The 21,378-nt window shown below is 73.5% G+C and carries 27 protein-coding genes and 1 other RNA gene; 15 read left to right on the top strand and 13 right to left on the bottom strand.

Annotated features, from left to right (window positions below):
- Positions 1-17: 17 nt before the first annotated feature.
- Complete coding sequence (locus tag AC24FB_RS14150) at positions 18-236, bottom strand: SPOR domain-containing protein (protein WP_425713279.1); 219 nt, start codon at positions 234-236, stop codon at positions 18-20.
- A gap of 51 nt (positions 237-287) precedes the next feature.
- On the opposite strand from AC24FB_RS14150, the gene map reads away from it, so the two are divergent.
- From map to AC24FB_RS14135, 3 genes are all read left to right on the top strand, one after another.
- Entirely contained in the window at positions 288-1,160 is an 873-nt protein-coding gene (gene map / locus AC24FB_RS14145; RefSeq protein WP_425713278.1) for a type I methionyl aminopeptidase, read from the top strand.
- A 43-nt stretch (positions 1,161-1,203) separates the two neighbouring features.
- Complete coding sequence (gene ppgK, locus AC24FB_RS14140) at positions 1,204-1,962, top strand: polyphosphate--glucose phosphotransferase (RefSeq protein ID WP_425713277.1); 759 nt, start codon at positions 1,204-1,206, stop codon at positions 1,960-1,962.
- Between the two features lie 127 nt (positions 1,963-2,089).
- A complete protein-coding gene (locus AC24FB_RS14135) occupies positions 2,090-3,457 on the top strand; it encodes a hypothetical protein (RefSeq protein ID WP_425713276.1) in 1,368 nt (455 codons plus the stop codon).
- A 4-nt stretch (positions 3,458-3,461) separates the two neighbouring features.
- Here AC24FB_RS14135 and rnpB read toward each other — a convergent pair.
- An RNA gene (rnpB, locus tag AC24FB_RS14130) (RNase P RNA component class A) lies at positions 3,462-3,821 on the bottom strand.
- 69 nt (positions 3,822-3,890) lie between these two features.
- Between rnpB and AC24FB_RS14125 the strand changes: the two genes are divergently transcribed.
- A complete protein-coding gene (locus AC24FB_RS14125) occupies positions 3,891-4,733 on the top strand; it encodes a YaaA family protein (protein ID WP_425713275.1) in 843 nt (280 codons plus the stop codon).
- Positions 4,734-4,736: 3 nt separating this feature from the next.
- Here the strand turns inward: AC24FB_RS14125 and AC24FB_RS14120 are convergent, their stop codons facing one another.
- The 5 genes from AC24FB_RS14120 to AC24FB_RS14100 are packed head-to-tail and all read right to left on the bottom strand — an operon-like array spanning position 4,737 to position 9,479.
- A complete protein-coding gene (locus AC24FB_RS14120) occupies positions 4,737-6,041 on the bottom strand; it encodes a bifunctional RNase H/acid phosphatase (protein ID WP_425713274.1) in 1,305 nt (434 codons plus the stop codon).
- Positions 6,038-6,778 carry a zinc ribbon domain-containing protein gene (locus AC24FB_RS14115; RefSeq protein WP_425713273.1) on the bottom strand — a complete coding sequence of 247 codons (741 nt, stop codon included), beginning with the start codon at positions 6,776-6,778 and terminating at the stop codon, positions 6,038-6,040. Before AC24FB_RS14115 ends, AC24FB_RS14120 begins: the two co-directional genes overlap by 4 nt.
- A gap of 1 nt (position 6,779) precedes the next feature.
- A complete protein-coding gene (locus AC24FB_RS14110; protein WP_425713272.1) occupies positions 6,780-7,919 on the bottom strand; it encodes a Nif3-like dinuclear metal center hexameric protein in 1,140 nt (379 codons plus the stop codon).
- 44 nt (positions 7,920-7,963) lie between these two features.
- A complete protein-coding gene (locus tag AC24FB_RS14105) occupies positions 7,964-8,536 on the bottom strand; it encodes a thymidine kinase (protein WP_425713271.1) in 573 nt (190 codons plus the stop codon).
- Between the two features lie 10 nt (positions 8,537-8,546).
- Positions 8,547-9,479 (bottom strand): GNAT family N-acetyltransferase, encoded by a 933-nt coding sequence (locus tag AC24FB_RS14100; protein ID WP_425713270.1) that lies wholly within the window; start codon positions 9,477-9,479, stop codon positions 8,547-8,549.
- Positions 9,480-9,555: 76 nt separating this feature from the next.
- On the opposite strand from AC24FB_RS14100, the gene AC24FB_RS14095 reads away from it, so the two are divergent.
- Positions 9,556-10,734 carry a YibE/F family protein gene (locus AC24FB_RS14095; RefSeq protein ID WP_425713269.1) on the top strand — a complete coding sequence of 393 codons (1,179 nt, stop codon included), beginning with the start codon at positions 9,556-9,558 and terminating at the stop codon, positions 10,732-10,734.
- Here the strand turns inward: AC24FB_RS14095 and AC24FB_RS14090 are convergent.
- Positions 10,731-11,408 carry a TetR/AcrR family transcriptional regulator gene (locus tag AC24FB_RS14090; RefSeq protein WP_425713268.1) on the bottom strand — a complete coding sequence of 226 codons (678 nt, stop codon included), beginning with the start codon at positions 11,406-11,408 and terminating at the stop codon, positions 10,731-10,733. The genes AC24FB_RS14095 and AC24FB_RS14090 overlap by 4 nt on opposite strands.
- A gap of 93 nt (positions 11,409-11,501) precedes the next feature.
- Here AC24FB_RS14090 and AC24FB_RS14085 point away from each other — a divergent pair, with 93 nt between their 5' ends.
- Complete coding sequence (locus AC24FB_RS14085) at positions 11,502-12,221, top strand: DUF4386 domain-containing protein (protein ID WP_425713267.1); 720 nt, start codon at positions 11,502-11,504, stop codon at positions 12,219-12,221.
- 60 nt (positions 12,222-12,281) lie between these two features.
- Here AC24FB_RS14085 and AC24FB_RS14080 read toward each other — a convergent pair whose 3' ends face one another.
- Positions 12,282-13,118, bottom strand: a complete 837-nt coding sequence (locus AC24FB_RS14080) for an HAD hydrolase family protein (protein WP_425713266.1) — start codon at positions 13,116-13,118, stop codon at positions 12,282-12,284.
- A 190-nt stretch (positions 13,119-13,308) separates the two neighbouring features.
- Between AC24FB_RS14080 and AC24FB_RS14075 the strand changes: the two genes are divergently transcribed.
- From AC24FB_RS14075 to AC24FB_RS14060, 4 genes are read left to right on the top strand one after another with little or no spacing between them, the layout of a single operon-like run.
- The gene (locus AC24FB_RS14075) at positions 13,309-14,274 is read left to right on the top strand and encodes a hypothetical protein (RefSeq protein WP_425713265.1); all 966 of its coding nucleotides are present in this window, start codon (positions 13,309-13,311) and stop codon (positions 14,272-14,274) included.
- A gap of 38 nt (positions 14,275-14,312) precedes the next feature.
- Positions 14,313-14,897, top strand: a complete 585-nt coding sequence (locus AC24FB_RS14070; RefSeq protein ID WP_425713264.1) for an ArsR/SmtB family transcription factor — start codon at positions 14,313-14,315, stop codon at positions 14,895-14,897.
- Between the two features lie 10 nt (positions 14,898-14,907).
- On the top strand, positions 14,908-15,624 hold the full coding sequence (locus tag AC24FB_RS14065) for an SRPBCC family protein (RefSeq protein WP_425713263.1): 717 nt from the start codon (positions 14,908-14,910) through the stop codon (positions 15,622-15,624).
- Positions 15,621-16,037: a MauE/DoxX family redox-associated membrane protein gene (locus tag AC24FB_RS14060; protein ID WP_425713262.1), complete on the top strand. Its 417-nt coding sequence runs from the start codon at positions 15,621-15,623 to the stop codon at positions 16,035-16,037. Before AC24FB_RS14065 ends, AC24FB_RS14060 begins: the two co-directional genes overlap by 4 nt.
- On the opposite strand, the gene AC24FB_RS14055 is transcribed toward AC24FB_RS14060, so the two are convergent.
- Complete coding sequence (locus tag AC24FB_RS14055) at positions 16,000-16,953, bottom strand: ArsR/SmtB family transcription factor (protein ID WP_487560300.1); 954 nt, start codon at positions 16,951-16,953, stop codon at positions 16,000-16,002. The two genes, AC24FB_RS14060 and AC24FB_RS14055, sit on opposite strands and share 38 nt — an antisense overlap.
- 141 nt (positions 16,954-17,094) lie before the next feature.
- Between AC24FB_RS14055 and AC24FB_RS14050 the strand changes: the two genes are divergently transcribed.
- From AC24FB_RS14050 to AC24FB_RS14035, 4 genes are read left to right on the top strand one after another with little or no spacing between them, the layout of a single operon-like run.
- Positions 17,095-17,652, top strand: a complete 558-nt coding sequence (locus AC24FB_RS14050; RefSeq protein WP_425713260.1) for a dihydrofolate reductase family protein — start codon at positions 17,095-17,097, stop codon at positions 17,650-17,652.
- A complete protein-coding gene (locus AC24FB_RS14045) occupies positions 17,649-18,278 on the top strand; it encodes a dihydrofolate reductase family protein (RefSeq protein WP_425713259.1) in 630 nt (209 codons plus the stop codon). Before AC24FB_RS14050 ends, AC24FB_RS14045 begins: the two co-directional genes overlap by 4 nt.
- Positions 18,275-18,661 carry a VOC family protein gene (locus AC24FB_RS14040; protein WP_425713258.1) on the top strand — a complete coding sequence of 129 codons (387 nt, stop codon included), beginning with the start codon at positions 18,275-18,277 and terminating at the stop codon, positions 18,659-18,661. The genes AC24FB_RS14045 and AC24FB_RS14040 overlap by 4 nt, the downstream gene beginning before the upstream one ends.
- 17 nt (positions 18,662-18,678) lie before the next feature.
- The gene (locus AC24FB_RS14035; protein WP_425713257.1) at positions 18,679-19,083 is read left to right on the top strand and encodes a nuclear transport factor 2 family protein; all 405 of its coding nucleotides are present in this window, start codon (positions 18,679-18,681) and stop codon (positions 19,081-19,083) included.
- Between the two features lie 15 nt (positions 19,084-19,098).
- On the opposite strand, the gene AC24FB_RS14030 is transcribed toward AC24FB_RS14035, so the two are convergent.
- The 3 genes from AC24FB_RS14030 to AC24FB_RS14020 form a co-directional block, all read right to left on the bottom strand.
- A complete protein-coding gene (locus AC24FB_RS14030) occupies positions 19,099-19,497 on the bottom strand; it encodes a type II toxin-antitoxin system VapC family toxin (protein ID WP_425713256.1) in 399 nt (132 codons plus the stop codon).
- Positions 19,494-19,724: a FitA-like ribbon-helix-helix domain-containing protein gene (locus AC24FB_RS14025; RefSeq protein ID WP_425713255.1), complete on the bottom strand. Its 231-nt coding sequence runs from the start codon at positions 19,722-19,724 to the stop codon at positions 19,494-19,496. Before AC24FB_RS14025 ends, AC24FB_RS14030 begins: the two co-directional genes overlap by 4 nt.
- A gap of 145 nt (positions 19,725-19,869) precedes the next feature.
- A complete protein-coding gene (locus AC24FB_RS14020) occupies positions 19,870-20,304 on the bottom strand; it encodes a VOC family protein (RefSeq protein WP_425713254.1) in 435 nt (144 codons plus the stop codon).
- Between the two features lie 118 nt (positions 20,305-20,422).
- On the opposite strand from AC24FB_RS14020, the gene AC24FB_RS14015 reads away from it, so the two are divergent.
- Entirely contained in the window at positions 20,423-21,256 is an 834-nt protein-coding gene (locus AC24FB_RS14015; RefSeq protein ID WP_425713253.1) for a MurR/RpiR family transcriptional regulator, read from the top strand.
- The last annotated feature ends 122 nt before the right edge of the window (positions 21,257-21,378 follow it).

Genomic DNA, 21,378 nt, shown 5'->3' with positions numbered 1-21,378 from the left:
TGTCCGGTGTCGCCCGGTCAGCGCCGCTCCTCGTTCTCCTCCTCGGCGTCGTCGTCCCAGGCGTTCCACTCCTCCTCCTCGGCGTCGACCTCCTCGTTGCGCTCGGCCGCGCTCTGCAGGGCTGCGGCGGCCGCCTCCGGGGTCGCGTAGGGGCCCATCCGGTCGGCCGCCGGCGACTCCGGCCCCTCCTCGACCGCGTGCGTGCGCAGGTTGAACCAGTACTCGCCGGTGCTCATGTCGACTCCTCGGTCTCGCTCGCTCGTCCACGGTCCGTAGACTCGGGAACCATGCTCGCCGATCGCGCCCCGCGGGGCACCCTCACCAAGGGAACCGTCTCCCCCGTCCGCGAGGTCCCCTCCTCGATCGAGCGCCCGGAGTACGTCGGCCGCACCGGTCCCGAGCGGGTGACCGCCGGCGAGGTCAAGAGCCCGGCGACGATCGAGCGCATCCGCACGGCGTCCCGGATCGCCGCGCAGGCGCTCGAGCTGACCGCCGAGGCCGTGCGCCCGGGGATCACCACGGACGAGATCGACCGGATCGGTCACGAGTTCCTTCTCGCACAGGGCGCCTACCCGTCCTCGCTGCACTACCAGGGCTTCCCGAAGTCGCTGTGCACGTCGATCAACGAGACGATCTGCCACGGCATCCCCGACTCGACGGTCCTCGAGGACGGGGACATCGTCAACATCGACATCACGGCCTTCGTCGGCGGCGTCCACGGGGACGCGTCGGTCATGGCTCTGGTCGGCGACGTCGACGAGGAGTCTCGCCTGCTCGTCGAGCGGACGAAGGAGGCCATGCACCGCGGCATCAGGGCGGCGCGCGCCGGCCGGGAGGTCAACGTCATCGGCCGCGTCATCGAGTCCTACGCCAGGCGGTTCGACTACGGCGTGGTCCGCGACTTCACGGGCCACGGGGTGGGCGAGGCGTTCCACTCGGGCCTCATCATCCCGCACTACGACTCGGCGCCCCAGTTCGACGACGTGATCGTCGAGGGGATGGTCTTCACCGTCGAGCCCATGCTCACCCTCGGCGAGCCGGACGGCGAGCAGTGGGACGACGGCTGGACCGTCGTGACGAAGGACCGCTCGCGGTCCGCGCAGTGGGAGCACACCATCCTCATCACGGGCGACGGCCCGGAGATCCTTACTCTCGCCTAGAGTCCTGCACGACCCCCTTCTTTTCGACGGTGAAGGAACCCATATGGCCACGAACCAGCTCGCGTTCGGCATCGACATCGGCGGCTCCGGGATCAAGGGCGCCCCGGTCGACCTCTCCACGGGGCAGCTGACGACCGACCGCGTGAAGATCCCGACCCCCCAGCCCTCGACCCCGGCGGCCGTCATCGAGGTCCTCGGCCGCCTGCTGGCCGAGTTCGAGGAGGACGACGACGTCCCGGTCGGCCTCACGTTCCCCGCCCCCGTGCTGCACGGCGGGTTCCCGTTCGTGGCGAACCTCGACCAGAGCTGGGTCGGCATGAACATCGAGGACGAGGTCCGCAGGGAGCTCGGCCGCGAGATCGTCGCGATGAACGACGCCGACGCCGCCGGGGTCGCCGAGGCCCACTACGGCGCCGCCAAGGGCGTCGACGGAGTCGTCCTGCTGACGACGCTCGGCACGGGAATCGGGTCGGCGCTGCTGGTCGACGGCATCCTCGTGCCCAACACCGAGCTCGGGCACCTCGAGATCGACGGGCGCGACGCCGAGTCCCACGCCTCCTCCGCCGTCCGTGAGCGAGAGGGCCTGTCCTACCCGAAGTGGGCAAAGCGACTCCAGCGCTACTACGAGGTGGTCGAGAAGCTGTTCTCCCCCGACCTCATCGTCGTGGGCGGCGGCGTGAGCCGGAAGCACGAGAAGTTCCTCCCGCTCATCGAGACGCGCGCCCCGATGGTGCCCGCCGAGCTCCGCAACAACGCGGGCATCGTCGGCGCCGCCTATCGCGCGGTCGAGCTCGCGCGCTGACCCACCCGCGGGGTCGGGGACCCCTCCCCGACCGGATCGGCCACGACGGCGGCCTGCCCGCGTAACCTCGTGATCGGTCGGGCACGCGCCCGGCCGGTCCGACCCAGCGCAAGGCCGAGGAGGCGACGTGCCGCGGTTCAACCCGCCCCCTGGCTGGCACGTGCCGCCGGACTTCATGCCGCCCGTCGGCTGGCGCCCGGACCCGCGCTGGCCTCCCGCCCCGCACGGCTGGCAGATGTGGATCGTCGACCCCGTGGGTCGCTCGGGCACGATGGACCCGCCCGACGGCGGACCGGGCGGCGATCCCGAGGCGACCCGTCTGCGGTCCGTCAGGGCGTCCGTGGGAGACACGGAGGACAGCCTCCTCCAGACGCAGGCGTGGTCGCCCGAGCGGGACCGGACGCGGAGCCACGGCGGCGGGCCCGGCGCACCGGTCCTCACGGGCGCGGCGACATCGGCGGCGTACGGACTCGCGGCCGCTCAGGACCACCGGCAGCCGGCCCCGCTCCCGAGCACACCCCGGTTCACGCCCTCATCCCACGGAGCCGTGGGCGCGCAGTACGGGCCGTCGGCCGGCTCGGCGGGATCGAGCACCTCGGCCGCCGGGTCGCCACCCACCGCGGCCTCCTCTCCCCCGGCACCGGCACCCCCGCCGGAGCCCGTGCCGTCGTCCCCCTGGTACACGCGCGCCGGCCCCGCCGCGGTGGCGGCCTCGACCTGCGTCGCGCTCGTCGCGGTGGCGATCTGGGCGTTCGTGCTCCGTGAGCCCGCGGCCCGCGAGGAGGAGGCACCGGGAAAGTTCGACGTCGAGCCGCCGTCCGTCCCCGGCGGGGACCCCGAGGGCGGTGGCCAGGCGGGCGCGGAGCAGGAGAACGAGACGCCCGACCCGTCCGACGTCCCCGACGAGACCGGGACGGACGCACCCGAGGACGACGACGGCCTGGCCGGGCTGATTCCCGCCGACACGTTCCCGCCCGGCCAGGACGAGGCCGCCCACACCGGGCCCGACGGCATCCCGACGAACACCGAGCCGATCGCGATGCTCGACGACCTCGCGCTGGCGAACGTCGACCCGTTCGGCCGGATCTCGGTCCTGTCGTGGACGATCGACCTCACCCAGGAGCAGATCACCGCGCAGCTCGTGGGCCCCACGGACTGGGACGCCACCGAGGACGTGCTCGCGCACGACGCCGGGAACCCGCCGCCACCTGAGGGGCACGTCTACGTCACCCAGCGCGTACGCGTGACGGCGGAGACCAGCAGTGCTTTCACGCCGTTCGCCTCGCTGCTCGTGTACTGGGTTCGCCGGACCGGCGAGGTCTACGGGGCCACGTCGGCGGTCGCGCCGGACGACCTCTTCTACGCCGAGCCCATCGCCGACGGCGGGGAGGTCGAAGGAAACCTCGTCCTGTGCCTGCCCGAGCACCTCGTCGAGGAGGGCAACTGGGTGATCGCGGTCAACCACTCGTCCAACGGGTACGTGCTCGAGCCCTGAGGGGCGGAGGAGTCGGCCTGTACGCCGGGTTCTGTCCCGGCGGGCGAACCCGCCGGTGGCGACCATCCATCTACGACGCGCGTTGCCGCGCGCCTCCAGCGACCTACCCGCAGGCATCGGACGGGCCGCCCTCGAACGCCTGCTGTCTGGTCTTGCTCCGGGTGGGGTTTGCCGAGCCGCCACGGTCGCCCGTGGCGCTGGTGGGCTCTTACCCCACCGTTTCACCCTTACCCCTTGCGGGGCGGTCTGCTTTCTGTGGCACTGTCCCGCGGGTCACCCCGGGTGGGCGTTACCCACCACCCTGCCCTTCGGAGCCCGGACGTTCCTCGGTGCCCTGGGGCAACGCGGCCGCCCGGCCGACTCCTCCGCAACGCGGGAGTCTACCCGTCGGACCGCGCGGTGACGCGGCGATGTGCCCGAGTACGCTCCCGTGGTGCTCGTGCTCCTTCCGCCCTCCGAGGGCAAGACCGCCCCCGACGACGGACCTCCGCTCGATCTCGCCGCCCTCTCGCTCCCGGGACTCACCGGTGCGCGCACGGAGGTGCTCACCACCCTCGCGCAGGTCAGCGGCCGCCCCGACGCCCTCGAGGTGCTGCGCGCGCCCGCAGGCGCCCGGGACGAGGTCGCGGCCCAGCAGCGGCTGTCGGAGCTCCCGACTGCGCGCGCCGACCGGGTCTTCACCGGCGTCCTGTTCGACCGCGCGGGCATCGCGGACCTGACTGGCGAGGCCCGCGCGCGGGCGGACCGCGACGTGCTGGTGATGTCCGGCGCGTTCGGTGCGCTCTCCCCCGCCGACCCGATCCCCGCCTACCGCCTCGGGATGACCGCGACGCTGCCCGGCCTCGACGGCCTCGGGGCGTTCTGGCGCGGGCCGATGGCGGCGGAGCTCGACGCCCGCGCCGAGGGCGAGCTCGTCGTCGACTGCCGCTCCGGCGGCTACCGGGCGATGTGGAAGGTGCCGCCCGCCGCCGACGACGTCGAGGTCGGCGCCGTCACCGTGCGCGACGGCCGGCGCTCCGTGGTCTCCCACGACGCCAAGTGGTTCCGGGGCCTGCTGGTCGGGCACCTCCTGCGGCGGGAGGCCCCCGAGCCGGCGAGCGCGGAGGAGCTGGCCGGCGCCGCCCGCGAGCTCGTCGGGACCGTCCGCGAGGCGGCGGCCGCGCCGCGCAAGGGAGTCGAACGCACCACCTGGACGCTCACCGACGTCGAGCTCGAGCCGCCCGCCCGCAATGGGGGCGCCGCCGAGCTCACGCTCGTGCTCACCCAGCGGCCGTGAGGCTCAGGCGACGGACTCCGAGGGCGCGCCTACGTAGGTGACCTGACCGGTCAGGCGGCCGTTCGCGTCGAGGCCGTCGACCTCGAGGAGCGTGACCGAGCCCGGCCGGACGCGGACGCGGCCCCAGCCGTCGTTCGCGATGCTCGCGACGAGAGCGACCGACGCGCGCGTGACGACCGAGTGGGTGACGACGACGACGGCCCGCGAGCCGGTGCCCGCGACCTCCGACAGGACGCGGGCCGCCCGAGCGCCGACCTGGCGGTGGGACTCCCCGCCCGGCGGGGTCGCGTCGGCGTCGGAGCGCCAGCGGGCGAGCTCGCCGGGCCACCGTTCGTCGATCTCCGACTCCGTCAGGCCGTGCCATTCACCGAAGGCCACCTCGCGCAGGCGGTCGTCGACCGTCGGCTCCGGGAGCCCGGCGGCGCGGACGACCTCCTCTGCGGTCTGCCGGGTCCGCACGATCGGCGAGACCCGCACCTCGGCGGTGGACAGGTCGACGCCGTCGTTCGCGGCGAGCCGCGCGAGCAGGGCGCCGGCGTTGCGGGCCTGCTCGCGGCCGAGGTCCGTGAGGTCCGGGCCGGGCGTGTCGGAGCCGCTCTGCCGCCCCGCCACGGTCCATTCGGTGACGCCGTGCCGGATGAGGTACACGCGCGTCGCCCCGCCGGTCGGCGCCGACGCCGGGGCGACTGCTGCGGCCGAGGCGGTTGCCCGGCTCGCGCCGTCGGCCCCGGGGTCCGTGAGCCCGACGTCGAACAGTGCCTGTGGTTCGTCGTCGGGCATGTGGCCGTCGTCGGTTGTCGACTCGTCCGCGTCGGGCGTTCCCGGCCAGGCGTCGTCGGACTCGGAGCCGAGCTCCGCCGTCGGGGCGAGGCTCGTCAGCCACTCGTCGGTCGAGGCGTCGGCGCGGTCGTCCATCGCCTTGTTCGCCAGGGCGTCGGCCGCGGAGTTCTGCGCCCGCGGGATCCACGTGTAGCGCACGCGGTGGGCGGGGAACGCGTCGCGGGCCTCGAGGGCGAGCCGGCGCATGTCCTCGTGCTTGATCTTCCACCGGCCGGACATCTGCTCGACCACGAGCTTGGAGTCGGCGCGCACCTCGACCTCGGCGTCGGCGTCGATCCGGGCCGCGGCCCGCAGCCCCTCGACGAGCGCGGTGTACTCGGCCACGTTGTTCGTCGTCTCGCCGAGCCAGCCGCTGCGCGTGGCGAGGAGCTCACCGGACTCCGCGTCCGTCACGACCGAGCCGTAGCCGGCGGGACCGGGGTTGCCGCGCGCGCCGCCGTCGGTGTGGATGAGGAGCCTGCGGGTCATCGCCGGTCCCCCACGCGCACGAGGAGGAACCCGTGGTCCTCGCTGATCAGGATCTCGTCCTCGGCGGCGGCGTCGATGAGCGACTGCTCGGCGAGGGTGAAGTCGACGTTGACGCCTTCGGCCCGGTGCCCGCGGACGGCGACCGCACCGAGCCCACCGGTCTGGCGGCGCGCGGCCTCGTACTCGTCCATCAGCACCGTCGGCAGGGAGGCGGCGACGGCGTCGCGCTCGGCCTGGCGGGCGGTGACGTCGGCGTCGATCCGGGCGAAGGCGGCGTCCCGCTCGGCGCCGAGGGACTCGAGGTCGGTGGCCACGGAGGCAGACTGCTCCTGGAGAGCCGCGACCCGGGCGTCGGCCGCCTCGGAGGTCTCCATCGCCTCGAGCTCGGCCTCCTCCAGGACGGCCTGGCGCCCGGCGAGGTGCGCGATCTCCTCCTGGAGGGCGACGAGCTCGCGGGACAGGCCCTCGCCGGAGTCGAGGCGGGTCTGGTTGCGCGCGGCCCTGCTGCGGACCTGCTCGACGTCGGCCTCGGCCTTGGTCAGCGCCCGGCGCGCGTCGCCGGCGGCGGAGGTGGCGAGGACGAGCTCGTCGTGCAGGTCGCCGGCGCGGCCGGTGAGCTGGGTGATGTGCTCGAGCACGGGCAGCGAGCGGCGCTCGTGGCCGAGCTTGGCGATCGCGGTGTCGATGTCCTGGAGGTCGAGCAGCTTGAGCTGGTCGACGAGCGGTGCGGTGGGCACGTCAGTTCCCTTCGGGGCTGGGGGCGGGGTGGCGCGCGGTCCACGGGTCGGTGACGAGGTCGGAGACGGTGACCTCGAGGCCCTCCGCGCGCAGGAGTCCGGCGGCCACGTCGAGCCAGGGGCGTTCCGTGGCCCAGTGCGTGGCGGAGACGAGGTAGGGCCGGCCGCCCGCGAGGTGCTCGGAGGACGGGTGGTGGCGCAGGTCGGCGGTGAGGTAGACGTCGGCTCCCGCGCGGCGTGCGTCCGCGAGGAACGCGTCCCCGGACCCGCCGGAGACGGCGACCGTGCGGACCTCGGCGTCGAGGTCGCCGCCCACGGTGAGCCCCGCGGGCGTGGCCGGCAGGCGGTCGGCGGCGAGCGCGGCGAACGCGTCGAGGCTCGTCGGCGCGGGAAGCTCACCGACGCGGCCGTGGCCGGTCGTCGCCCCGACCGGACCGCCCGCGTGTCGCAGGAGGGCGAAGGAGGGCTCCTCGTAGGGGTGGGCGGCGCGCAGCGCGGCGAGGACAGCTCCCTCGGCACCGGCGGGGACGAGGATCTCGAGCCGGTCCTCCTCGACCACCTCGGTCTCGCCGACGGCGCCGATCGCGGGCGTCGCGCCGTCGAGCGGGCGGAACGTGCCGGTGCCGGGCGAGGTGAAGGCCGCGCGCTCGTAGTTGCCCTGCCGGCCCGCCCCGGCGCCGGCGAGCGCGTCGAGCAGCTCGCTCGTGTGCGTACGCGGGACGTGGACCACGAGGGTCGCGGGCGCCCCGCCGGACGGGACGAGCGGGCGCTGGCCGGTGAGGCCGAGCAGGTCGGCGAGCGCGTGGGACACGCCGTCGACCGCGACGTCCGCGTTCGTGTGCGAGGTGAGCAGCGCGCACCCGCCCGAGACGAGCCGGTGGACGAGGCGACCCTTGTCGCTCGAGGTGGCGACCGTCGTCGTGCCCTTGAGGAAGAGCGGGTGGTGCACCCACAGGAGGTCCGCGCGGAGCCCGAGCGCCTCCTCGACGACCTCCTCGGTGGGGTCGACGGCGAGGTGGACGCGCGTCACCGGGGCGGCCGTGTCGCCGACGACGAGCCCGACGGCGTCCCACTCCTCCGCGGTACCCGGCGGGTAGTGCCGGTGGACGGCGTCGACGACGTCGGCGAGCGGGGTGGGCATGGGCCGAGGGTACTCGGGACGGCCGGTCGGACCGGGCCGCGGTCTCAGGGCTCGTGGTGGCGCCGGCAGCGCGCCGCGTAGGTCTCGGTCCCGCCGACGTGCGCCGCGGTGCCGTCGAGCGGGTCCCCGCCCGAGCCGGCCCGGATCCGCTGGTGGAACACCGCGTCGGCGCCGCATACCCCGCACACCGCGGTCAGCCGGGTGACGTCCTCGGCGATCGCCATGAGGGTGGGCAGCGGCTCGAACGGGCGACCGTCGAACGTCACGGACAGCCCGGCGACGACGACGGTGGTCCCGCGCCGCAGCACCGCCTCGAGGGCGGGGACGACGTCGGGGCCGAAGAACTGGGCCTCGTCGACGGCGAGCAGGTCGGGGGCGCGGTCCCCGACGGCCGCGAGCAGGCCGGGCACGTCGGTGGCCGACGTCGATCCGAGCGAGAGCCCCGTGTGCGAGCTGACCTCGCCCGTGCCGTACCGCTCGTCCCACGCGTGGTTGACGAGGACGACCTCCAGGCCGGCGAGCCGCGCGCGCCGGACCCGGCGGAGCAGCTCCTCGGACTTGCCGGAGAACATCGGGCCGGCGACGACCTGGAGGCGGCCGTACCCGTTCGTGCGCATGTCCGTGAGCCTAGGACCGCTCGGTCACCGGAGCGGTCGGGGCGGCACCCGGCGCCGACGGGCCGAGGTGCCGCACGAAGTCCGTCCGACGTGTGCGCACGGTGAAGCCACGTCGCTCGAGCGTGGCTCGGACGGGGGTGTTGCCGACAGCGACGCTCGCGGTCGCCAGCGGGACCTCGGCGCGTGCCGTCTGGGAGAGCATCGCCGCGGTCAGCGCGGCCCCGACGCCGCGGCGGCGGGCGGGCGGGACGACGCCGAGGTACCCGAGGCACCAGTCGGTGTCGAAGCCCTCGAGCGCGGCCACGCCCTTCAGGTCGGACCCGGCGACGTGGCCGAGCCACGGCGCCGTGCCGTTGCCGGACGAGACGAGCATGTCGCGGTAGGCGCGGGCCGCCGCGGCCGGGCCGAGCTCGGCGACCTGGTCGCGGTCGTAGTCGTCGAGGCTGTCCGCCATCGCGGCGGCGAGCACGTCGAGCACGGCATTGTCCGTCGGGTCGACCTCGACCACGCCGGGCGGCAGGTCGCCCGGTGCCGGCAGGGCGGAGAGCTCGAGCCGGTCGCCGTCGGGCAGCCAGCCGGCGGCCGCCAGCGCCGCCCGCCGCGCTGCCGGTGCGGGCTCGTCGTCGGTGACGACGGCGTGCACACGGTCGGCGCCGCCCGCTGCGGCCCGCGCGGCGACCGCGTCGAGGAGGAGTCGGACGACCTCGATGGATTCGGGGTGGGTGTCGACGAGGCGGAACGCCTGCGCGACACGCGTGCCGTCCTCGAGCGTCATGAGGAACGCCCGGCCCACGTCGCCGGAGTCGTCCGCGACCACGACCAGGTCGTCCGGAGCGACCCGTCCCGCCGCGATCACCCGCCGGACGCGCGCAAGATCCTCGTCGGGGTCCCGGTCGAGGCGGGCGAACCGTTCGGGCGACGCCGTCGTCGCGTGCAGTGGCATGCGGGAACCGTATGGCCGGGCCGTCGCCGCCTCCACGAGATTTCCCGTCCGACCCGGCACGGGCGACCATGTCCCCGTGTCGCACTCCCACTCCACCGACCCGCCGGAGCTGCCCGCGGGTCGCGTCCGGCGGGTCCGGACGCTGCTCTCCGCCCTCGTCCTGCCCCTGCTCGTGGCGACGGTCGTCGGGCTCGTCGCCCTGTGGCCGAGCGGCGACTCGCCGATGGGCTCGATCCCGCTGACCGGGGACGGCACCGAGGTCGTCACGGGCACCGTGCTCGCGCCGCCCGCGAGCCCGGAGGCCGCCGAGTTCCGCGTCGAGGTCACGGGCGGCGGCCACGACGGCTACGAGGCGACCGTCGCCTCCCCGCACCCGTCGGTCGCCGAGGAGATCGACGCCGGGGACGACGTCCTGCTGCTGTACATGCCACAGAACATCGGGACCGGGACCCTGTACTCGTTCTGGGACTTCGACCGCGAGGCGCCGGTCGGCTGGCTCGCCGTCCTCTACCTCGCGGCCGTACTCGCCGTGGCCCGCTGGCGGGGCCTCGCCGCGGTGCTCGGGCTGCTCGCCTCGCTCGGCGTCGTCGCGGTGTTCATGCTGCCGGCGCTCATGGCCGGCTCCTCGCCGATCCTCGTGGCGCTCGTGGGCTCCTCGGCGATGATGTTCATCGCCGTCTACCTCGCCCACGGGATATCGATCCGCACGACGACGGCGCTGCTCGGCACCTACGTGGGCCTCGCCATCACTGTGGTCCTCGCCGTGTGGGCGACGGGGGCCGCGAACCTCACCGGATCGAGCGAGGACGCGATCATGCTCCACCAGCAGTTCGCGGGCCTCACGCTCAGCGATCTCCTGCTGTGCGGCATCGTCGTGGCCGGCCTCGGCGCGCTCAACGACGTGACGATCACCCAGGCCTCCGCGGTGTGGGAGCTGGCCGCGGCGAGCCCCGGTGCGCCGAGGCGGCGACTCTTCGTCCAGGGCATGCGCATCGGCCGTGACCACATCGCCTCGACCGTCTACACGCTCGCGTTCGCCTACGTCGGAACCGCGCTTCCGCTCATCATGCTCGCGTCACTGGTCGAGCGCCCCGTGGTCGACACCCTCATGGCCGGGGAGATCGCCGAGGAGGTCGTCCGCACGCTCGTCTCCTCGATCGGGCTCGTCCTCGCGATCCCGGTGACGACGGGGATCGCGGCGCTCCTCGCGCGCTCCGGCGGGGATCCGTCGGCCGCACCTCGGCACGACACCTAGGCGGCGGTCGAGCTCCAGCCGGACGCGTGCAGGCGCTCGATCCCGTCGACCAGGAGGTCGAGGGCGAGCTCGAACTCGGCCTGGTCGTCGCAACCGATCGCGGTGACGGAGTCGTGGGACGCGGCCGCCGAGATCGTCATGATGTGCGGGTACCGCTCGCCCGCCGCGGCAAGGAACGCGTCGCGCTCGCCGGGGTCGTCGGGTACCCGAGGGGTCGGGAACACCTCCTGCGTGAAGCCCCACATGCGGCTGCCGAGCACGTGCATCGCGTGGTGGGTGAGGTCGGCGGTGAGCCCGCCCCCGAGCAGGTCGCCCATGAGCGCGTTCATGTGGTCGAGCACCACCGGCGAGGCGGTCGTGCGCGACTCGATGACCTGCGGAGCCCAGGGGTGGTCGAGCAGCGCGGCTCGGGCGGCGAGCACGCGGGCGCGCACGCGGGCGCGCCAGTCGTCGTCGGCCGGTCCCGGGTGCGGCGCGGCCGCGAAGGTGGCGACGACGTCGTCGATCATCGCGTCCAGGAGGTCGTCCTTGTTCGCGACGTGCTTGTAGAGGGCCATCGGGGTGACGCCGAGCTCGGCGGCGAGCGTGCGCATGCTCAGTGCGTCGACGCCCTCCGCGTCGGCCCGCTCGACGGCTCGCGCGAGCACCCTCTCCCTGGTCAGTGCTGTCCGCACGGCCACCTCCTGCTTGACGGGTCTACACCGTACACCCTAGATTTCGCATGAGCGGTGTACGCCGTACACCACCGTCCGCCCCCGGAGGCCCCCATGCCCACGCACCGTCGCACCGCGATCGTCGCCGGCGCGCTCTACCTGCTCACCTTCGTCACCTCGATCCCGGCCGTCGCACTCAAGGCGCCGGCCCTCGACGCGGCATTCGTCCTCGGCGACGCGTCGAGCCCCCTGCCGGTGTGGGGCGCGCTGAGCGAGATCCTGCTCGCCGCCGCCTGCATCGGCACCGCCGTCGCGCTCTACCCGGTGGTCCGGCGGCGCAACGAAGGCCTCGCGCTCGGGTTCGTCGCTGCCCGCACGATGGAGGCCGCCCTCATCGCGGTGGGCGTCCTCACGATCCTCTCGATCATCACGCTGCGTGACGTCTCCGGGCTCGACGACGACGCGCTGACCTCCGTCCACGCCGCGCTCGTGGCCGTGCACGACTGGACCTTCCTCGTGGGCCCCGGGATCATCCCCGCGATCAGCGGACTCTGCCTGGGGTCGATCCTCTACGCCACCGGGCTCGTGCCGCGGATCATCCCGGCGATGGGCCTCATCGGCGCACCGCTGCTGCTCGCGTCGGCGACCGCCACGATCTTCGGGCTCTCCGACCAGATCTCCTGGCTCGCCGCGGCAGCCGCGCTGCCGATCGCGGCGTGGGAGGGCTCGCTCGGGGTGTGGCTCGTGGTCAAGGGATTCCGCCCGGACGCACTCGCGCGGCTCGGGCTGGCGGGCGAGCTGCCGGTCGAGGCGCCGGAGCCGGTCGCCGCCTGAGACGGCCGGTCGGCCGGGGTCGACCCGTTCGTCGGGTCGACCCGGCTGCCCCGGGTCAGCTCAGTCGTCGGAGACGGCCGTGGGCGCGTTCGTCAGCTCGTCGGCCAGCGCCTCGAGGACGAGGGCGACGCCGTGCTCGGCGTTCGTGGCGGTCACGTCGATCGCCACCTCCTTGACCTCGGCGCGCGCGTTGCCCATGGCGATCGGAACACCGATGCGGCCCAGCCACTCGACGTCGTTCCCGCCGTCGCCCATTCCGAGGCAGTGCTCGGCTCCCATCTCGTGCCGGGCGAGCATCTCCGTCAGCGCGTTCCACTTGGTCGCGGCCGAGTCGACGAACTCGAAGAACGTGTCCATCGACCGCGTGGTGTCGGGGAACCGGGAGCGGACGGCCCCGTCCACGGCGTCGAGCTGCTCGCGGGTCCCGAAGAACATCACCTTGGTGACCGCGTCGGGGAGGTCGGCCGTGTCGCCGACCTGCACGAGATCGCCGTTGAGCTGCCGGAGCAGGTCCGCGGCGGCCCCCTCGCGCTCGACGTAGATCGCCGCGGTCGTCCACCACGTGATGTCGAGGGCCAGCTCCGCGGCGAGCTCGACGAGCGCGCGCACGTGGGCGGGATCCATCGGCCGCACCGCGACGTCCTCGCCGGTCACCGGGTCGAGGAGGACCGCGCCGTTGTCGCTCGTGACGATGTTGGTCAGGCCGAGGTCGCGGGCGAGGCCGAGCGTGTTCGCTCGTGCCCGATCGGTGAGCAGGAAGACCGGCACGCCGAGCTCGACGATCCGTCCGACGGCCTCGATCGTGCGGGGGGCGACCTGGTGGTCGTCGCCGGAGATGGTGCCGTCGACGTCGAGGCTGACCGCTCGGACGGTGCGCAGGAGATCGGGCGCGACCATGACAACTCCTCGGGGTGGGCGAGCCGCCAGTGTAGGAGGCCAGGTCCCGACGCCCGCCCGGCCGTTCACGGCGAAACCCCCACATTCGCACCGCCCACCATGGGGAGCACATCCCGCCCCCACGCGCCCCCGCCGGCCCCTGGGTGCGGCACCCTGGGCGCTCCGTCCTCCCGACCGTCCTGGAGCCCGCATGTCGCGCACGCCCCGCCGATCCCTCGCCACCGCCTGCGCGGGGATCCTCCTCGCGGCCACGGCGGCCGCGTGCGGCTCGGACGACTCCGACGACGGCGCGACTGCCGATGGCGCGGCGGAGGGAGAGGCGCCGTGCCGAGTCGCGACGGGCGAGAGCTCCTCCGGGTCGGCGTCGGAGAGCGGGTCGGAGAGCGGGTCCGACGAAGGCGCCCGCCCGGCGGTCGTCGCGGCCGAGGCGCTGTGCGACATCCCGGGCATCGCCGCGGTGGCGCCGGACTCCTCCGCGGGCCCGGACTCGACGCAGATGATCGTCGCGATGTCGGGCTTCGGCGTCGACCCGGTCCTTGCCTCGCTCGAGACCTGGCACGCGCACGACGACGTCGGCGAGGGGTCCATCCTCGTGCTCACCAGCGATGACCCGGCCGCCCAGGTGTACGTCAGCGGGTTTCCCGAGCCGCTCGGGCGCGCGACCGTGGAGCGGCTCGTCGAGCTCGCCGGCGCCGCCGACGGGGTCGTCGCCGACATCGTCGAGGATCGCGGTTCGGTGGCCACGCAGCTGCGCGTCGAACCCGGCGCCGACTGGCACGGCGATCTCCTCGAGGTCCTTCCGCCGACGGCCGCGCTCGACGCCGAGGTCGACCCCGAAGGGGAGGACGCGGGCGGCAACGTCCTCGTCCGCTACCCCGACGAGATCGCCGTCCTTGTGCCGACGACGCTCGACGGGGCGATGGACGACCCGGCCTGGGCCGAGGTCGTCGACCAGACCCACGCGGTCGAGGCGGCCCTCGTCGACGCCGGGGCGGAGGTGGGCTCGGGGTGCCGGTTCGACGCATCACCGGCGGGCACGCCGGCGGTGACGTGCCGGTGGTTCGACGAGCCCGAGGGACAGCTGCGCACCGAGCTCGACACGCTCGCGGACCTGGTGGAGTCGGCCGGCGGAAGCTACGTCGAGGACCCGATCTAGGTCTTGACAGATTTTCCTGTCAAGGCGACCCTGGGTCCATGCACGACGTCGAGATCATCGATGACCCGGCAGCAGCCGCGGTCTCGCTCGACCCTGTCCGCACCCGGCTCCTCGCCGCGCTCGCGGAGCCGGGCTCGGCGACGACCCTGGCCACCCGGCTCGGTCTCCCGCGACAGAAGGTCAACTACCACCTCAAGGTGCTCGAGCAGCACGGGCTCGTCGAGCTCGTCGAGGAGCGCCGGCGGGGCAACTTCACCGAGCGGGTGCTGCGCGCGCGGTCCGCGTCCTTCGTCATCTCGCCGGCCGCCCTCGCCGCCGTCGAGCCCGACCCGACCCGCTCCCCCGACCGCGTCTCGGCCGCCTGGCTGATCGCCCTCGCCGCCCGTCTCGTGCGCGACGTCGGGGCGCTCGTCACCGGTGCCCGCCGGACCGGGACGCAGGTGGCGACCTGGGCCGTCGACGGCGAGGTCCGGTTCGCGTCCGCAGCCGACCGGGCGGCGTTCGCCCGCGAGCTCGAGGGTGCCGTCACCGACCTGGTGCGGCGCTACCACTCCCCCGACGCCGACGGGGCGCGCACCCACCGCCTCGTCGTCGCCGTCCATCCCCACGTCCCCACCACCTGAGGAGCACGCCATGTCCGACCGTTTCGAGATCCGCAAGGAGGTCGTGCTGCCGGCGACCCCGGAGCAGGTGTGGCACGCCGTGGCCACCCGCGAGGGCCAGCGGGCATGGTCGCCCGACCCCGATGCCGTGGAGGCACCGGGGACCCAGGTCGAGCGGCAGGAGGGCGAGCGCCTGTACGTCCGGACCCCGGAGGGTCCCGACGGCGCCTTCCACGCCTTCGAGTACCTGGTCGAGGGTCGCGACGACTCGACGACGGTGCTGACGTTCGTCCACAGCGGCTTCCTCGGCGAGGACTGGGGCGGCGAGTACGACTTCGAGACGATGACCGGCTACGGCTGGGACCTCTACATGGTCAACCTCACCCAGTACCTCACGCACTTCGCCGACCGGCAGGGCGTGTTCGTCACGGGGCAGGGCCCACAGTCGGAGACGTCGGCCGAGTCCTGGGCGCCCGTCGCCGCCGCGCTCGGCGTGACGGGTCCGCTCGCCGTCGGGGACCGCGTGACGCTGACCCCCGCGGGCTTCGACCCGATCGAGGGCGTCGTGGACTGGGTGGTCCCGACCGACGACTTCGTCGGGGTGCGGGCGAATGACGGGCTCTACCGCTTCCACAACAACACGGTGATGGGCATGCCGGTCGCATTCGGCCACTACCTGTTCGCCGACGTCGACGCCGCGGCAGAGTCGGCGCGGTGGGAGAGCTGGCTCGCCGGCGTGTACCGGTGAGCGGCCCCCATTCCGCGCACCTGCTCGCGGCACTTCTCGCCGCAGCGGGCACCACGCACCTGGTCGCGCCCGGCCCGTTCGACCAGATCGTGCCGAGGCAGCTACCGGGCTCTGCCCGGGCGTACACCTACACCTCCGGCGTCGCCGAGCTCGCGGTCGCCGCCCTTCTTGCCGCGCCGCGCACGCGGCAGCTCGGTGGCACCGCCGCCGCGGCACTGTTCGTCGCGGTGTTCCCCGCGAACCTGCAGATGGCATGGGACTGGCGGCACCGGTCGGCCCCCGCGCGCGCGATCGCCTACGGACGGCTCCCCCTGCAGGCCGTGCTCATCCGGCAGGCGCTGCGCGTGGCGACCGGGCCGGCCGGCGGCCCGTCACTCACCCGCCACGCAGGAGGCGGTGCCCGAGGGGAGTGACGACGTGGCCGGACGCGCCGAGGGCGCCGGCTCGGACCGTGACGAGCCCTGCGTCGCGCAGCACACGCAGATGGGTGCTGGCCGTGGCCGGCGCGAGGTCGAGCGCCCGTGCGAGGGCGCGCACACCCCGGATCGGGCCGTTGGCCACCTCGGCGAGGACGACCGCTCGGGTCTCCCCGAGCAGCCGGGCCAGGGCGTCCGACGAGCCACCCGACGCCGGCAGTCCGGGCGACTCCGGGAGCGGGACGAACAGCACGGTCCGCGCCCCGGTGCTGCTGACGGTCACGCTTGCCGAGGAGGCGAGCGTGGGCATGACGAGGATCCCGCCTCCCGTGGAGTCGGCGTCGACCTCCGAGCCGGAGACGAGGTCGACCTCGAGCACCCCGTCCCGGAGCCTCACCCACGGCCCGAGGCGCTCGACGGCGGACGCCGGGCCCTCCTCGTCGATCACCGCCCCCAGCCCCGCGGCCCACCGAGGTGCGCGCGACGCCGCGGCCGCGGCGAGGTGCTCGTCGAACGTCCGAAGGACCCGCGTGAGGAAGTGCCCCAGTCGACGACGCATGCGCGTGCCCGCGGGGCCACGCCCGCCCAGCTCCGCGAGCCACGGCGGCGGCGGGAAGCCCGCCGCGACGTTGTCGGCGAGGTCGCGGGCGACCTGCTCGCGCGGGACGGAGCAGATCTCGTCGACCGCCTCCGCGGGGTCCGTGGCGGTCGGCTGGAGGAATGCTGGTGTGCACGGATCGGCGAGAAGCGCGGTCAGCAGCGCGGCGTCCTCCGGTCGTACGGGACCAGCGTCGCGACCCGGGTCGCGACGCCGCGGCGCACGGACCGCGTCGGCGAGCTCGGGCAGGACAGCCGGAGCGGCACCGACCTCCATCTGAGCGAGCTCCCCGGGGCGCAGCCGGAGTCGCAGCATCGCGCTCGCCCCCTTGCCGCGCTCGACCGTCCCGTTACCGACGTGTTCGCTCCTGCCCGAACACTCCTGGTCATCCAAGCAGACATGCACCAGGCTCGTGCCTCCGGGGCGACGACGCCGCCCGCGACGATCGGAGGACACGTGCGCAGGTTCATCGTCACGCAGAACGTCACGCTGGACGGCTCGATCGAGATGCTCGGGCCCTGGTTCTCGCCGGAGGCCGAGCAGGACGAGAACGACCTCATCGAGGAGATGGCCCGGCAGGACGCCACGAGCGACGCCGTGGTGTTCGGTCGGCAGACCTTCGAGGACATGCGCGGCTACTGGCCGCAGCAGACCGACGACCGCACCGGGGTGACCGAGACGCTCGACCGGGTGACGAAGTACGTCGTCAGCTCGACGATGACCGACCCCGGCTGGGACCGGTCGGTCGTGCTGGCCGGGGACCCCGTCGAGGAGGTGCGCGCGCTCAAGGAGACCGAGGGGCAGGACATCGTCTGCACCGGCAGCATCAGCCTCGTGCACGCGCTCGTCCCCGCGGGCCTGGTCGACGAGTACCGGCTGTTCACCTACCCCGCGGTGCAGGGCGGCGGGCGGCGCCTGTTCCCCGAGGGCTACGTCGTCCCCCGGCTCGAGCTGCTGGAGACCCGGTCCTTCCGCTCCGGTGTCGTCCTCACCCGCTACCGGCCGGCGTCGTGACAGGCACCCTCAGGGTCGTCAACTTCGTCAGCATCGACGGCGTCATCCAGTCGCCGCTCTCGGCCGACGAGGACCCCTCGGGCGGGTTCGTGCACGGCGGTTGGGTGCCACCGTCCAGCGACGACACCGTCGACGCGTTCATGAGCGCCGCGACGACCGAGGCGGGCGGACTGTTGCTGGGCAGGCGAACATACGAGATCCTGCACGCCGCCTGGTCCGGCGCCGACGAGAGCGTTCCCGCAGTGGCGGCGATGAACGCCATGCCGAAGCACGTCGTCTCGCGCACCGCCGCCCGTACGGAGCTCCGATGGGCCGGCACCGAGCTGATCGACGGCGAGCTCGGGGCTGCCGTCGAGGCGGCGAAAGCGCGGACGGAGGGCCACCTCCTGGTGCTCGGGTCCGGGCAGCTCGTCCGGGCGCTCGCGGAGCTCGACCTGGTCGACGAGTATCACCTCCTCGTCTTCCCGGTCCTTCTCGGGGCCGGCCGACGCATGTTCGGCGACCGCAGCACGCTCGCTCACTTCCGCCTCGCAGCGACGACGACCACGGCGAGCGGCGTCGTCATCGCGTCCTACACCCGCGACCACTCACCGCCGCACCGCCCGACCCCGACGGAGTCCGCATGAACGCCGCACGCACCACTCCGGTCATCGGCATGATGTCGATGCTGTCGCCCGACCCACGCCGGCTCGGCACCTTCTGGTCCGAGCTCATGGGGCTCCCCATCGCTGACGGCGCCACGGACGACCTCGTCATGCTCGACCTCGACCACGAGGTCAGCCCGATCACGTGGATCATCGAACGGTCCGACGACGTCGCCACCGGCCCCGCGCCAGTAGCGCTCGACATCGGGAATGAGGACGACGCCGCCTGGCACGAGGTGGCCGACCGCGCCGAGGAGCTCGGTGCCGAGCGGGTCGCCGAGCGCGAGGAGGACGGCGTCCGCTGGATCGAGATGCGCGACCCGGACGGCAACCGGTTCCGCGTCTTCGCGGCTCGGCCCGTCTGACGAGGGACGGACGCGACATGGGGACCCGGGAGCAGGTCGCCGACATCATGGCCGCCCTCGCCCGAGGCGATCGCCGCCCGTTGATCGACGCGATGCGCGACGACGTCACCTGGCGATGGATGGGCGTCGAGCGGTGGTCGCACGAGTTCGTCGGGAAGGACGCCGTCGTCGGTGAGCTCTTCGGCGCGGTCGACGAGACCCTTGACGTCGACTCCGCCACGACCGTGCACCGGATCATGGCGGACGGCGACCATGTCGTCGTCGAGCACACCGGAACGAGCCGGACGCCCGACGGTCGCGCGTACGACAACAACTACTGCTGGGTCCTCGACCTGGACGGCGCAGGCGCGATCCGCACGGTCCGCGAGTACATGGACACCGACCTCGTCACGAGGACGTTCGGCGCCGACGACCACGTGTGACGAGAGGGCGCCCGGTCACGTCGGAAGGAGGTCGATCCTCGCGTGGTGGCCCGGGGCGCGCGCGAGTCGGGCGTCGGACGTCAGAAGCGCAACGTCGAGCAGCTCAGCCAGGGCGACGTACGTCGCGTCGTACGCAGTGAGATTGGAACGAAGCTCCCACACCCGGCGCGCACACAGCAGGTGATCGTGATAGGTCACGTCCAGCATCTCGAGGAAATCGACGGCGTCGGCGACTTCCTCGTGCGTCGACGTACCGGCCGCCTCACGTCGCCGCAGGACCTGCAGCACCTCCACGACGAGGAGGTGCGGCGCGTGCAGCTGGACGCCCGGATCGTCGAGTCGGCGCCGCACCTCGGCCCCGAGCGGAAGGTTGAGCAGCAGCTCCACCGCCGCGGAGGCATCGAGCACGATCACCGTGCGTCCCGCTCCGCACGCACGGACTCTGCGGCACTCTCCCCCCGGTAGTCACTGGGAGCGGCAGTTTCCAGTCGCTCGATGAGCTCCCGTCGCGTCGGACGCTCCACCGAACGGGCCAGCTCGGCGAGAGCGAGGTCGGACAAGGTGACCCCCTCCCGCGCCGCACGTTCCTTGAGACGGCGGTGCAGCTCCTCGGGAACATTGCGCACCTGGATAAGTGACATGCACATACGATGAACGCATCACATGTGCATGTCAATGACGTGCGGCGGCATCCGAATCAACGACGTTGAACGTCCATCGAAGACGGCCGCCCCAGACCGCACCCACCACAAGTCGGAACCTCTCGCGCGTCGCACCCGCGAGCGCTCACGCCGGGATGTCGATCGTCCCGTCCTCGGCGACGGGGAAGAACGGGTTGTGCGCGACCTCCCACAGGTGGCCGTCCGGGTCCGCGAAGTAGCCCGAGTAGCCGCCCCACTCCATCACCTCGGGCTCCTTGACGAGGCGGGCACCGACCCCGACGGCGTGGGCGAGCGCGGAATCGACCTCCTCGCGCGAGTTCACGTTGAGCGCCAGCGTGACGCCCCGGAACACCGGCGGCGGGTCCGGCACCAGGCCGACGTCAGCGGCGAGGTCCGCATGGCCGAACAGTCCGACCCACGTCCCGGACGTGCGGAACCACGTGATCCCCGCGTCGGCATCTCCGCGCTGCTCCCACCCGAGCGCGCGGTAGAAGTCGATGCTCCGCGCGAGGTCGCCGACTCCGAGCGTGACGATGACAAGATTGGCAGGCGTACTCATACCCCCAGTCTTCACGCATGCGGTCCCGGACGGAACGCCGGATGACCATCCGGCGAACAGCAAGAGAACTTGCACAGATTCGCTTCTCAGCAATGTTTCTTGCGGATACGGTGGATCCGTGAGCTTCCAGGACCACGTCGACGCGCATCGGGACGACCTCACCCCGTCGGACCGCATCCTCGTCGACGAGCTGCTCTCGTACCCGGTCGAGGCACCCCTGTGGAGCGGCGAGGAGCTGGCCCGCCGGGCCGGCGTCCACCCCGCCGCCGCCACCCGCCTCGCCCAGCGCCTCGGGTACGACGGCTACCTCCGGCTGCGGGACGACCTCCGGCAGTCGCACGCGTCCGCGAACGCCGGGGCGGGAGACCGCTTCCGGATCGAGCTGCAGGAGACCGGCGAGCAGTCGGTCCTCGAGCAGCTGCTCACCACGGAGCTGGAGACGTTGGCCCAGCTGTGCCGGCACGTGCGGCAGCCCCAGCTGGACGCGCTCGCCGACCGGATCGTCGGCTCGCGCACCACCTACCTCTTCGCCCGCGGCAACGCCTCCGTCCTCGCCGAGCTCATGGAACGGCGCCTGCGCCGGTTCGGCATCCGCACCGTCGTCGTCGAGGGCACCGGCCGCGACGTCGCCGAGCGGGTCCTCACCATGGGCGCCGACGACACCGTCCTGACCTTCGCCTTCCGTCGCCCGCCCCGGCACCTGGTCGAGCTCCTCGCCCACGCCGAGCGGGTCGGTGCCACCACCGCGCTGGTCACCGACACCCTGCACACCCTGACACCGGCCCCATCGACCGTCCTGTCCGCGCCCCGCGGCCACCAGGAGGGCTTCGCCTCCCTCAGCGTGCCGATGGCCATCGCCAACGCGCTCGTCCTCACGATCGCCCGACGCCACGACGCCGCCCTGCTCCCGACCCTCGACGCCCTCGACGGGCTCATGTCCGACTTCGACTGAGCCTCACCCCGCCGTCGTCCCGTCCCCGGCGACGCCCGCGCCGACGCCCTCGACGCCGGCAAAGCCCGGCTCCACGCACCTCCCACCGCACCCGTCCCTGCCCCGCCCTGCCCGAAAACTCC

The organism is Georgenia sp. Z1344 (genome assembly GCF_057652375.1).
The sequence above is the reverse complement of the archived record's forward strand: the minus strand, read 5'-3'. Positions and strand labels throughout refer to the sequence as shown.